The organism is Congregibacter sp. (assembly GCF_045107095.1).
Classification (GTDB): domain Bacteria; phylum Pseudomonadota; class Gammaproteobacteria; order Pseudomonadales; family Halieaceae; genus Congregibacter.
This window is the reverse complement of record NZ_JBGCFU010000098.1, coordinates 1-12,419: the sequence shown is the minus strand read 5'-3', so window position 1 is coordinate 12,419 and position 12,419 is coordinate 1. Positions and strand designations below refer to the sequence as shown.

The window sequence follows — 12,419 nt, the reverse complement described above, 5'->3', positions numbered from 1 at the left end:
CTGCCGCTTAGTCGTTTTCTTCTTCTGCTTCGGAGTCTACTGGCAATACCTCGACAGGCAAGGCGTGGCGTTCGCGAAACTCCCGGATCTCGGGCGCGACCAGTGGCAATGCCTCGTCGCTCATGGGCGTCACCTTTACTATGACACCAATCACAGGGTGATCCAGATAGTGTATTTCGCCTGAGCGCATGCGCCGCGTTTGACGGTGAACAATCGCATGGCGCCAGGGATACGAAGGTATGGCGGCTTCGTCTGCTAACTCTTCCGCTGCGTCTGTTATTGCTTCATCCGTTGTTTCTGTGTCTGGACTGATGTCACCAGAGTTATCGGCAGTCCGGCCAAAGCTGGCGTCGCTGGGGAGGGGAGGCTTGGCGGGCGCCCAGGGATCAATGTCTTTGCCGCTGAGAGTTCGTGCGACCAGCGAAGTGGGGGCCAGAGGTGGTGCGTCAATCTGCCAGCCTTCGGGCAGGTATTCACCCAGGGTGTTGACCCACAGATCGAGGACCAGGTGTAGGTAGCGAGATCGATAGACTTTCAGACTGCCCTGCAGCGCCGGCCAATCGGTGCTGTCCATATCTCCGGAACGGTCCATGATCAGTGCTGGTGTTTCATCCTGATCGTTCAGCTGCGCCCACCAGCTTCCATGAAAAACAACCCGTTCACCTCTCCGTCGCAAGCTTCTGGCATGAGCGCGAAACTCCAGGTTGTCTCTGCCGAGTAACTCATAGGGCAGGCTTACGATGGGGCTATCAAGATCAATCAGTGGATCCTTGGGATCCAGATTTGGGTTGTTGGGGTCTACTAGGAGTCTATTGCTGGCTTGTTCGTCAGCTGGTAGCAGTACATCCAACTCTGGTAGAGGTACGGTAATGGCATCTGGTCGAGAATGGTCGAGGACTTCCTCTATAGGTGCGGGCACACGGAGTGTTTGTCTGCCTTGCTCATCGAAGACGCTCTCGTAGCCCAGGCTTTCCTGAAGTCGACGGTCTGCCATGGCCGGGTCGATGAGGTATTGATAGCGTTCCGGGTAGCTCAGCTCTGGCAAGGGCTCCCACTGCTCTGAGCTACGGCTCTGTGCGTCTTCACGTACAAAAACCAGTATTTCTGTGCGGTACCAGTTTTCCGCAAGCTCTTCTGGCACCTCTGCTGACGCGTTTACGCTCATAAAAGCACTCAAAGCTGCGCCGAGAAGAATTCTTGGGAGAGTGCCTGGTAGCGAATCCGGGACCACGGGAAAGCTTGCTAGGAAATTTTCAGGCCGCTTCATTCAATGCGTCTCCCGCCAACCGTTGCAACAGTTCTCTGGCAAGTTCTTCTCGCTGTTTCACATCGGGCAGAGACCGGTCAACGCGCAACCGTGTGGGGCCTGCTAGCCGATAGTGCAGGGGATGCTCTTGTACCAGGGTAACGAGTTGCAGCGGGTCCACGTTGGTGTTGTCCATAAAGTCGATGTGCCCCCCAGTATCTCCAAGCTCTAATGCCTTTATACCGCATCTCTGTGCGAGCAAGCGCAGAGAGCTGGTGCCAAACAAGCCTTTCACGGGCGGCGGTAATAGACCAAAGCGATCGATCATTTCCACCTGCATTTCTCGTAGTGCCAGATCATTTTCACAAGCGGCGATGCGCTTGTAGAGGATCAATCGCATATTAGGGTCGGGCAGGTAATCGTCAGGTATGAGTGCAGGGCTGTGTAAGTTCACTTCAGTAATCGCTTGTAGCGGCGCATCCACGTCAGGGATGTCGCCGCGACGGAGAGCCTCTACCGCTTGGCGAAGAAGTTGGGAGTACATGGCAAAGCCCACGCTTTGAATCTGGCCGCTTTGTTCATCGCCCAGAAGCTCACCCGCGCCGCGGATTTCCAGATCGTGGGTGGCCAGTTGATAGCCCGCTCCGAGGTCACCGGCCGCTTCGATCGCCTCCAGGCGTTTGCTCGCATCGGTGGTCATCGCGGAAACGGGCGGACATAACAGGTAGGCATAAGCCTGATGGTGAGAGCGTCCGACTCGGCCTCGGAGCTGATGAAGCTGTGCTAAGCCAAACTTATCCGCTCTATCAATAATAATGGTGTTGGCGTTCGGGATGTCGATGCCAGTTTCTATAATTGTGGAGCAGACGAGTATGTGATGACGCTGGTGATAAAAGTCTGACATCACTCGCTCAAGCTGAGTCTCATGCATCTGCCCATGAGCGGTTGCAACTGACAGGTCGGGTAAAAGTTCTCTCAGGGATTCCGCTCGCTGTTCGATGGTGCGCACTTCATTGTGGACGTAAAAGACCTGCCCGCCGCGCAGGGATTCGCGAAGTACAGCTTCCTTGATCAGGCCGTGATCATGCTCTCGGACAAAGGTTTTGATAGAAAGTCGTCTCGCTGGCGGGGTTGCAATAATAGACAGATCGCGCATGCCCCCCAGTGCCATGTTCAGGGTTCGGGGAATCGGTGTTGCTGTCAGCGTGAGAATGTCGACTTCTGCCCGCAGCGCTTTAATGCTGTCTTTCTGACGCACACCGAAGCGGTGTTCCTCATCGATGATCAACAAGCCAAGATCTGCAAATTTGATATCGCTTTGTATGAGCTTGTGCGTGCCTATAAGAATATCTACATCGCCAGCCTCCAGTCGCTTGGCGATTTCTCGGGTGTCAGAGGCAGCGCGAAAGCGGGATATCACTTCGATCTTCACCGGCCAGTTGGCAAAGCGGTCCCGAAAGGAGTTGTAGTGCTGCTGGGCGAGGAGGGTAGTAGGCACCAGGACTGCTACTTGTCGCTGATTGGCGGTGGCGATAAATGCCGCACGCATCGCCACTTCGGTTTTACCAAAGCCCACATCACCACAGACAAGGCGATCCATAACGCCTTTACTGCACATGTCCTCCTCTACGGCATCAATCGCAGCCGCCTGATCGGGAGTTTCTTCAAAAGGAAATCCAGCGGCAAACTTTTCGTAGTCTCCTTCGGGGCTGGTGAACTGCACACCCTCTCTGGCTTCACGCCGTGCATAAACCTCAAGAAGCTGGGCAGCCACATCGTTGGCTTTTTCCCTTGCTTTACGCTGTGCCTTGTCCCATTGCTCAGAGCCCAGTCGATGTAGGGGCGCGTGCTCCGGGTCGCTCCCCGCGTAACGGCTAATCAGCTGCAGTGAAGCGACGGGGACGTAGAGTTTTGATTGATCAGCGTATTCCAGGGTCAGAAATTCCGCCGCACTGCCGTCGACGTCCAGGTGCGTTAAGCCAACATAGCGTCCGATGCCATGTTCAGCGTGAACAACGGGGGAGCCTTCCCGGAGTTCATTCAAGTCTCGGAAAATCGCCTCGGGATCGAGAGCATCGCGACCACGGCGCCGCCGCCGCTGGGCGACGCGTTCACCAAAGAGCTGCGTCTCTGTAATCAGCATGGGCGACGTAGGGCCCAGGTTGATGCCGCGATCAATGGGCGCAACGGCAAGGGCAAAGTCCACCTCAGAACCCATGAACTCGTCCCAACTAGAGACTTCCAGGGGCGGTTTTCCGAGCGATTCCAGAAGTATTTCTCGCCGGCCCTCGGTTTCTGCGCAAAGCAAGACAGGGCCGCTATGATCTTTCAGGAGGGTTTGCAGCCGAGTGGCGAGGCCGGTCTCGTTCTCGCCATCAAGCAGCTGAGGGGGTGGTTCAGTGCTGGTATTTATATGCGCCGGCGCCTCGGCGCTGGGTCGAAGCTCGAGGACCGCATGCTTTCCTAATAACTGAAAAAGCTCTTCGACCGGCATGAAGAGTTCCGCCGGAGAAAGGAGTGGGCGGCGTGGATCGACGCCATAGTCTTCGAATCGTCGAGATGCTTCTTCCCAAAATCTGGACGCGGCGCTGTAGTGGTCGCCCAGAGTGACGAGCGCCGCGTTTGCCGGGAGGTAATCGAGCAAGGATTCACAGGCATCAAAGAATAGGGGCAGGTAATATTCCGCGCCGCCCGGAGCCCGTCCATCGCTCAACTCTGTGAAAACCGGGCATTGATCGTGGTCGACATCAAAGCGGGCATACCAGCGCTGTTGAAACGCTTTGATCCCGGGCTTGTCCAGGGGGAATTCTCGGGCAGGCAGTAGATCAACGCTTGAGAGCTTTTCGATCGTGCGCTGGGTCTCGGGGTCGAAGCAGCGCAAGCTATCGATCTCGTCATCCATAAGATCAATGCGTAGGGGCAGTTTGCTGCCCATGGGGTAGATGTCCATGAGTGAGCCGCGCACCGCAAACTCGCCGTGTTCGTAGACCGTGTCGACAGAGCGGTACCCACTCTTGGAAAGCGCCCCACGCAGTGTTTCAAAGTCCAGAGATTGCCCTTCTTGCAGAAGAAGGCTATTCGCCTCGATGTAGTGCCGGGGCGGCAGTCGTTGCATCAGCGCCGCCATAGGCAGTAACAGCACCCCACTTTTAGTGCTCGGTAGTCGATGCAGGGTTCTCAGTCGCTCGGAGACAATGTCCTGATGTGGCGAGAAGTTATCGTAGGGTAGGGTTTCCCAATCCGGGAGCTGCAGAATTTCGCAGCCCTTCGGAAGGAAGAACGGCAGCTCTCGAGCGAGCATTTGGGCCTGTGCCGTATCCTCGGTGAAAACCACGAGCAAACGTTGCTCTCGGGCCAGCTCGGCAATACACAGGGACGCTGTGCTTCCGTAAAACGGACCCACAGCGGTACGCGAGCCGGTTTTTGAGGGCCAGGGCGCGGAGCCCAGCAGTGGTGCGAATAACATAGCGATAGGACGAGTCAGCTCGGTAAGGGGTGCCATTGTAGAGCGAGGTAGGCTGGGCATCCAAACTGTGAAGAGGCCAACATTTATCATGTTGCTAGCTTGGGAGCGCGCGAGGATAATGCGCGGCTGAAATCAACGCACAGTTATTATCGCGTCTATTTACCGCGCCGACGCGCGCCACAAAAGGATTGAGACCAGTGACGGAACGCAAAAGACCACGCCCGGACGACTATTTCAAGGATTGGAAAGAGCGCGAGGCGCTGGCTGAAGACATTATTCCCCTGGTGGGACGTCTGGCCCGTGAAAAGAACGTCAAGTGCTTTTGCTACGACCGCTCTCTGGTAAATACCTCGGTACTGGAGCTCATGAAGACGCATCGTTACGTCCGACAGGTGGAAGGGAACGAGCTGTCCGAACGCGAAACTCATCCCGTACTGAACGCTATGAGCAAACTGGACTTGGGGCCAGCGCACATTGATGTGGGCCGACTAGCGGTAAATTATTACGATAAGAATCATGGCGAAGGCCTGACCGTTGACGAGTACGTGCGCGAGCAACTCGGTTACCTTCTTGAGAGCGATAACTCTGCGGTTCAGAAGCCTGTTGATGTGGTCCTCTATGGTTTTGGTCGTATCGGCCGACTGGTCGCGAGGATCCTCATAGACAAGGCTGCGGGCGGCGAAGCATTCCGTCTGCGCGCGATTGTTGTACGAAAGGGTAAGGCACCCAACGATATCGAGAAACGCGCAAGTCTTTTGCGACGAGACTCTGTGCACGGCGCCTTTAAGGGAACTATTCGCGTTGATGAAGAGCGGCAGAGCTTTGTGGCCAATGGCAATGAGGTGCGAGTCATTTACGCTAGTTCGCCCGACACTATCGATTACACGGAGTACGGAATCGACAATGCGATTATTATCGATAACACCGGTGTATGGCGCGATGAAGACGGCCTCTCTCAGCATCTGAAATCAAAGGGTGCGGCGAAGGTGATTTTGACGGCGCCGGGCAAAGGCGATATCAAAAACATCGTAGCTGGCATAAATAGTGAAGACATTGCGGCAGACGACAGCATTATTTCAGCAGCATCGTGTACCACCAATGCCATTGTTCCGCCGCTTAAGGCGATCGATGACAAATTTGGGATACTTCATGGCCACGTAGAGACTGTTCACGCGTACACCAATGACCAGAATCTCATCGACAACTATCACAAAGCCGATCGTCGGGGCCGCAGCGCACCGTTGAATATGGTGATTACTGAGACTGGCGCTGCAAAGGCCGTAGCCAAGGTGCTGCCTCAGCTTTCCGGAAAGCTCACGGGCAATGCAATTCGGGTTCCTACACCCAACGTGTCCATGGCTATTTTGAACCTGACGCTCAGAGAAGAGACAGATGCTGAGGCTCTGAACGAGTACATGCGTCATATGGCACTACATTCAACCATGCGCCGCCAGATCGACTACTCCAACTCGCCTGAGGTGGTGTCTTCCGACTTTGTCGGGTCGCGGACCGCCTGTGTTTATGACGCTCAAGCGACAATAGTGAGTGGAAATCAGGCTGTTATGTACCTTTGGTATGACAACGAGTTTGGATATAGCTGCCAGGTATACCGCGTAATGGAGCGTATGGCGGGGGTTAACTACGCCGTGTATCCCAAACAGGCTTGAATCTTGGAAGTCTCGGCGAATTGTCGAGACTTTTCTCTTGAAGACTTCTGCAAATAGGTCGTTACTTCAGTAGCGGGAGTACCCGACGCTTCGCTATAATGCGCGCGGCCTGAAGCCGGTTCGTGGGGGAGCGAAGCGAGTCGGTAAGTCATTCAAGGTCAGTGCGGGCGCAAAACATGGTTTTTTGCGTCTCTAGTGCCGACCCATTCGCTTGAAACACAACGACAATCCAGGCGGATTACATGATTAAAATTTCCCGAGGGCTTGATATCCCTCTCGAGGGCGCGCCCGAGCAGAGCATTTCTGAAGCGCCCGATGCACGTGCTGTTGCCGTGCTTGGTGCCGATTACGTTGGTATGAAGCCAACAATGGCCGTACAGGTCGGTGATCGTGTCCAGTGCGGGCAAATACTCTTTAGCTGTAAGAAGACGGAAGGCGTGCACTATACGGCTCCTGCATCGGGGGTCGTTTCAGCGATCAATCGTGGTGCCAAGCGCGTTTTAGAATCGGTTGTCATCGATGTTGAAGGTGATGATGCCGTTGCGTACACGGCGTATTCTGCGGAAGAAGCCCGGGCGTTAGGTGCCAGTGACGTAAGAGAGCAGCTTTTGAGCTCCGGGCAGTGGGCGGCGTTACGGACACGTCCCTTCAGTGCCGTGCCTGCTCCCGATCATCAGCCTGCGGGTATTTTTGTGACGGCCATGGATACACATCCTCTGGCGGCAAACCCAGCGGTAGTGATTAGCGAGCAGTCGGATGCTTTTTCCTTGGGTCTTGATCTTCTGGCTGGCCAGACTGGAGGGTCTTTGTACCTGTGCACAGCGCCGCAGGCGGGGATTTCTGGGGGCACTGCGAGCAATATCCAGCAGGAAGAGTTCGCGGGACCGCATCCGGCGGGCTTGCCGGGCACTCACGTACATCATCTTTTCGGTGCAAGTCCTGAGCGGGTGGTATGGACTGTGGGTTATCAGGATGTCATCGCCATCGGGCGCCTGTTTCTCGATGGTCGTCTCTGGACTGAACGCGTCGTATCGCTTGCGGGGCCTCAAGTGGAGGCTCCACGACTTCTGCGAACTCGCGTCGGAGTGGATTTGGAGGCTCTGGTTGCAGGACAACTCAAGGCAGGGGAGAACCGGATTATCTCTGGTTCTGTGCTGGGGGGACGTAAGGTAGCTGGTGCTACCGCGTATCTCGGGCGTTATCACGCTCAAGTCACGGTGCTTGAAGAAGGGCGGGAACGAGAGTTTCTGCACTACTTGAGGGCAGGTACCAAGAAGCACTCCAGCCTTGGTATTTACCTAAGCAGTTTCTTTGGTCGTAAGCCATTGGCAATGACGACATCAACCAATGGTAGCGAGCGCGCCATGGTGCCCGTCGGTGCTTACGAGCGCATCATGCCGCTGGATATTTTGCCCACGCAGCTTCTTCGCTCATTGATCGTCGGCGATACCGAAACAGCGCAGGCTCTCGGTTGTCTGGAGCTTGATGAAGAAGATCTTGCTCTGTGCACGTACGTCTGTCCCGGAAAGTACGAATATGGGCCTATCCTTAGGGATAACCTGACACGCATTGAGAAGGAGGGTTAAGTCGTGGCTCTACGTAAATGGCTTGACGGCGTTGAACACCACTTTCAGGACGGCGGACGTTACCAAAACTTCTATCCGCTCTATGAAGCTGTGGACACTATTTTCTATAAACCATCGACAGTAACGCACACCACCGCGCATGTGCGCGATGGCATAGATTTAAAGCGCATCATGATCACCGTATGGCTGGCGGCGTTCCCCGCGATGTTCTACGGCATGTACAACCTCGGTTTTCAGGCGAACGAGATTCTTGCGGTTACCGGCGGTAGTGTTGATGGTTGGCGTGGTTCTTTGATCGCCTCTTTTGGCGGCAATGACTCCTCGAATATCTGGCACAACATGTGGTTCGGTGCTTTGTACTTCCTGCCCATCTACGCAGTGACCTTCGCTGTCGGTGGTTTTTGGGAAGTACTCTTTGCAGTTAAGCGAGGCCACGAGATTAATGAAGGATTCTTTGTTACCTCAATTCTCTTCGCGTTGATATGCCCTCCGGATTTGCCCCTGTGGCAGGCTGCCCTGGGTATTAGTTTCGGCATCGTTATTGGAAAAGAAGTATTTGGGGGTACGGGAAAGAACTTTCTGAACCCAGCTCTTACCGGTCGCGCTTTTCTCTATTTTGCTTACCCGGCGCAGCTGTCCGGGGATGCTGTCTGGACTGCTGTGGACGGATACAGCGGCGCCACGCCCCTCGGAATGGTGGCGTCTGAAGGCATGACCGCGATGCAGGCCCAGTACACGTGGATCGACGCTTTCATCGGCTCGATTCCAGGATCTATTGGTGAAACTTCAACGCTCATGGTCATGATCGGCGGCGCGATATTGCTACTGACTAAAATCGCTTCCTGGCGGGTGGTGGCCGGCGTATTCCTCGGCATGTTCCTGTTCTCCTCGTTCCTGAACATTGTGGGATCTGATACTAATCCAGCGTTCGCCATGCCTTGGTACTGGCATATGGTCGTTGGAGGCTTTGCCTTCGGGATGTTTTTTATGGCGACAGACCCGGTGTCAGCAGCCATGACGGATAACGGTCGCTGGGCCTACGGAATTTTGATTGGAGTCATGGCTGTGCTGATTCGGGTCATCAATCCCGCGTTCCCGGAGGGCATTATGCTGGCGATCCTGTTTGCGAACTTGTTTGCACCGCTGTTTGACCACTTTGCGGTTCAGGCGAACATCAAAAGGAGACTCGCCCGTGGCTAGTAACGACGGTATCGGCAAAATTCTCGGTGTTGCCCTGGCGCTGTGTATTGTGTGCTCGGTTATTGTGTCCACCGCTGCGGTGGTGTTAAAGCCAGCGCAGGAAGCGAATAAAAGTCTCGATCGAAAGCGAAACATTCTGCAGGCAGCAGGCATGCTTGAAGAAGGGCGCAGTGTCGATGAGCAGTTTGCGGTGGTGGAAGAACGCTTTGTGGACCTTGCGAGTGGCGAGTTTACCGACGCGGTGTCTTCAGGCTATGACCAGCGAGCCGCTGCCAAGGATCCCAGTCTTTCTCGGGATGTTCCCGGTGACGAAGATATAGCCAAGGTTGGCCGTCAGGCCTCTGTGGCGCAGGTCTATTTGGTGCGCGGTGAAGCGGGTGACTACGAAAAAATCATTCTGCCTGTGCATGGATATGGTCTGTGGTCGACGCTTTACGGCTTCCTTGCCTTAGAGTCAGACGGCAATACGGTAGCGGGACTGGGGTTTTACGATCACGGCGAAACTCCCGGCCTAGGTGGTGAGGTCGATAACCCGCGATGGAAGGCTCTCTGGCCAGGAAAGAAGGTCTATCGAGATGGTGAAGTGGAGCTCAGTCTCACCAAAGGCGCTGTCAATCCGGCCAACGCTAATGCGGACTGGATGGTCGATGGCCTGTCGGGCGCAACATTGACGAGCCGCGGCGTTACCAACCTTATTGATTTTTGGCTGGGTGATGCGGGTTTCGCTCCCTTCCTTGAAAACCTCAAAAACGGGGAGGCTTGATCATGGACGCAGTGAAAGACACGCTCGCGGGCCCAATATTTAAAAACAATCCGATCGCGCTGCAGATACTAGGTATTTGCTCTGCTCTGGCGGTAACCTCCTCACTGAAAGTGACCTTGGTGATGTGTATCGCCTTGACCTTGGTAACCGCGTTTTCGAATTTGTTTATTTCATCGATCCGACACCACATCCCGGGAAGCATTCGAATCATCGTTCAGATGACGATCATTGCGTCGCTGGTGATTTTGGTCGACGAGGTCCTAAAAGCCGTTGCTTATGACATCAGCAAGCAGCTCTCGGTTTTCGTAGGACTGATTATTACCAACTGCATCGTGATGGGGCGTGCTGAAGCCTACGCCATGAAGAACCCGCCAGTCGCCAGCTTCATGGATGGTATTGGTAACGGTCTTGGTTATTCGGTGGTGCTGATATTTGTCGCGGTTATTCGAGAGCTCTTCGGCGCAGGTAAATTGTTTGGGTTTGAAATTCTACCTCTGGTCACCGAGGGCGGCTGGTACAACCCCAACGGTCTGCTGTTGCTTCCGCCCAGCGCATTTTTCCTGATTGGCCTGTTTATCTGGATTCTTCGTTCCGCTGATGCAAAGCAGGTTGAAGAGCCAGACTTCCGTATGGCGAAACACACCGTAGCGGAGGAGAGCGTCTAATGGAGTATTACCTCGGCCTGTTTGTGCGGGCGATTTTCATTGAAAATATGGCGCTGTCTGTGTTCCTGGGCATGTGTACCTTCCTTGCGGTGTCCAAGAAGGTCAGTGCCGCTATCGGTCTAGGTGTTGCTGTGGTCGTTGTTCTTACGATCACCGTCCCGGTAAACAACCTGATCTACAACTATCTGCTGGCAGATGGCGCTTTGGCCTGGGCGGGTCTACCCGATGTGGATTTGAGCTTTTTGGGGCTGTTGTCATACATCGGTGTTATTGCCGCTCTCGTGCAGATACTGGAGATGTTTCTTGATAAGTACGTTCCTGCTTTGTACAACGCGTTGGGCGTTTTCCTGCCGCTGATCACCGTGAACTGCGCAATTCTTGGCGCCTCGCTACTGATGGTCGAACGTGACTACAACTTCGGCGAAAGTGTGGTTTTCGGTGCCGGTGCGGGCGTCGGTTGGGCACTGGCGATCGTTGCCCTGGCAGGCATTCGCGAGAAGCTTAAATACAGCGATGTCCCTGATGGCTTGCAGGGGCTCGGCATTACCTTTATCACTGTAGGACTGATGTCCCTGGGCTTTATGGCCTTGGGTGGCATCGATCTCTGAGGCACATTCATGGATATGACAATCGTATATGGCGTTGGCATGTTTACCGCGATGATTTTGGCGCTGGTAGGCATCATTCTTTATGCGCGAACGCTTCTGGTCAGCAGTGGTGATGTAACTATCGAAATCAACGGTGAGCGCAATATCACCGTGCCCGCGGGAGGCAAATTGCTGCAGACCCTCTCGGACGCAAATGTGTTTCTGGCCTCCGCCTGCGGTGGCGGTGGCACTTGCGCCCAGTGTAAGTGCATCGTGAATGAAGGGGGCGGCTCTATGCTGCCCACGGAGGAATCTCACTTCACGCGTCGCGACGCATCAGATGGGTGGCGGCTCTCCTGCCAAACCGCTGTGAAACAGGATATGAAGATCCAGGTGCCTGAAGAGGTATTCGGGGTTAAGCAGTGGGAGTGCACCGTAGAGAGCAATCCCAATGTGGCAACCTTCATTAAAGAGCTGACCTTACGCTTACCTGAAGGCGAGAATGTTGATTTTCGCGCTGGCGGTTATGTCCAGCTAGAGTGTCCACCGCACCTGGTCAATTACAGTGATTTTGACGTGGAAGAGGAGTATCGCGGGGACTGGGAGCGCTTTGGATTTTTCAAAATGTCATCACAGGTAGATGACACGGTAATTCGCGCGTACTCCATGGCTAACTACCCAGAAGAAAGAGGCGTAGTTAAGTTCAATATCCGGATTGCAACGCCGCCTCCAGGTAGTGAAGGCATTGCTCCCGGGCAGATGTCGTCGTGGGTATTTGGACTGAAGCCTGGTGACAAGGTCACGGTGTACGGTCCCTTTGGCGAGTTCTTTGCGAAAGACACTGATGCCGAAATGGTATTTATCGGTGGTGGCGCGGGAATGGCGCCCATGCGATCTCACATTTTTGATCAGCTAAAACGTCTTGGCAGCAAGCGTAAGATTTCTTTTTGGTACGGCGCGCGATCTCTGCGAGAAATGTTTTACGTGGAAGATTATGACGGTCTTGCTGCAGCTAACGAAAATTTTGATTGGCATGTCGCTCTGTCTGATCCGCAGCCTGAGGATAACTGGGATGGCCTGACGGGCTTTATTCACAATGTACTGTTTGAGGAATACCTTAAAGATCATCCTGCACCCGAGGACTGCGAGTACTACATGTGTGGTCCGCCAATGATGAATGCAGCTGTTATCAAGATGCTCACAGATTTGGGTGTCGAGCCGGAAAACATCATGCTGGAT

The 12,419-nt window shown here is 54.5% G+C and carries 9 protein-coding genes; 7 read left to right on the top strand and 2 right to left on the bottom strand.

The features are described from left to right. Positions 1–7: 7 nt before the first annotated feature. On the bottom strand, positions 8–1,267 hold the full coding sequence (locus AB8B76_RS12590) for a CsiV family protein (RefSeq protein ID WP_405272960.1): 1,260 nt from the start codon (positions 1,265–1,267) through the stop codon (positions 8–10). Beyond that, positions 1,254–4,748, bottom strand: a complete 3,495-nt coding sequence (gene mfd / locus AB8B76_RS12585; RefSeq protein WP_405272959.1) for a transcription-repair coupling factor — start codon at positions 4,746–4,748, stop codon at positions 1,254–1,256. The genes AB8B76_RS12590 and mfd overlap by 14 nt, the downstream gene beginning before the upstream one ends. A gap of 161 nt (positions 4,749–4,909) precedes the next feature. Between mfd and AB8B76_RS12580 the strand changes: the two genes are divergently transcribed. The 7 genes from AB8B76_RS12580 to nqrF form a co-directional block, all read left to right on the top strand. Next, entirely contained in the window at positions 4,910–6,379 is a 1,470-nt protein-coding gene (locus tag AB8B76_RS12580) for a glyceraldehyde-3-phosphate dehydrogenase (protein WP_405272957.1), read from the top strand. Positions 6,380–6,621: 242 nt separating this feature from the next. Then, entirely contained in the window at positions 6,622–7,965 is a 1,344-nt protein-coding gene (locus AB8B76_RS12575; protein ID WP_405272955.1) for a Na(+)-translocating NADH-quinone reductase subunit A, read from the top strand. Between the two features lie 3 nt (positions 7,966–7,968). Next, positions 7,969–9,165, top strand: a complete 1,197-nt coding sequence (locus tag AB8B76_RS12570; RefSeq protein WP_405272953.1) for an NADH:ubiquinone reductase (Na(+)-transporting) subunit B — start codon at positions 7,969–7,971, stop codon at positions 9,163–9,165. Beyond that, positions 9,158–9,928: a Na(+)-translocating NADH-quinone reductase subunit C gene (locus tag AB8B76_RS12565; RefSeq protein ID WP_405272951.1), complete on the top strand. Its 771-nt coding sequence runs from the start codon at positions 9,158–9,160 to the stop codon at positions 9,926–9,928. The genes AB8B76_RS12570 and AB8B76_RS12565 overlap by 8 nt, the downstream gene beginning before the upstream one ends. A gap of 2 nt (positions 9,929–9,930) precedes the next feature. Next, positions 9,931–10,593: an NADH:ubiquinone reductase (Na(+)-transporting) subunit D gene (locus AB8B76_RS12560; RefSeq protein WP_405272950.1), complete on the top strand. Its 663-nt coding sequence runs from the start codon at positions 9,931–9,933 to the stop codon at positions 10,591–10,593. Continuing rightward, positions 10,593–11,201, top strand: coding sequence for an NADH:ubiquinone reductase (Na(+)-transporting) subunit E (gene nqrE / locus AB8B76_RS12555; protein WP_405272948.1), 609 nt, complete (start codon positions 10,593–10,595; stop codon positions 11,199–11,201). The genes AB8B76_RS12560 and nqrE overlap by 1 nt, the downstream gene beginning before the upstream one ends. A gap of 9 nt (positions 11,202–11,210) precedes the next feature. Beyond that, positions 11,211–12,419, top strand: a 1,209-nt coding sequence (nqrF, locus tag AB8B76_RS12550; RefSeq protein ID WP_405272947.1) for an NADH:ubiquinone reductase (Na(+)-transporting) subunit F, incomplete at its 3' end; no start/stop codon positions are given.

What these genes read in the sequence shown, in the direction of transcription:
- nqrE (WP_405272948.1), top strand. Translation starts at nt 10,593, where the DNA reads ATGGAGTATTACCTCGGCCTGTTTGTGCGGGCGATTTTCATTGAAAAT.
- AB8B76_RS12590 (WP_405272960.1), bottom strand. Translation starts at nt 1,267, where the DNA reads ATGAAGCGGCCTGAAAATTTCCTAGCAAGCTTTCCCGTGGTCCCGGAT.
- mfd (WP_405272959.1), bottom strand. Translation starts at nt 4,748, where the DNA reads ATGGCACCCCTTACCGAGCTGACTCGTCCTATCGCTATGTTATTCGCA.
- AB8B76_RS12575 (WP_405272955.1), top strand. Translation starts at nt 6,622, where the DNA reads ATGATTAAAATTTCCCGAGGGCTTGATATCCCTCTCGAGGGCGCGCCC.
- AB8B76_RS12560 (WP_405272950.1), top strand. Translation starts at nt 9,931, where the DNA reads ATGGACGCAGTGAAAGACACGCTCGCGGGCCCAATATTTAAAAACAAT.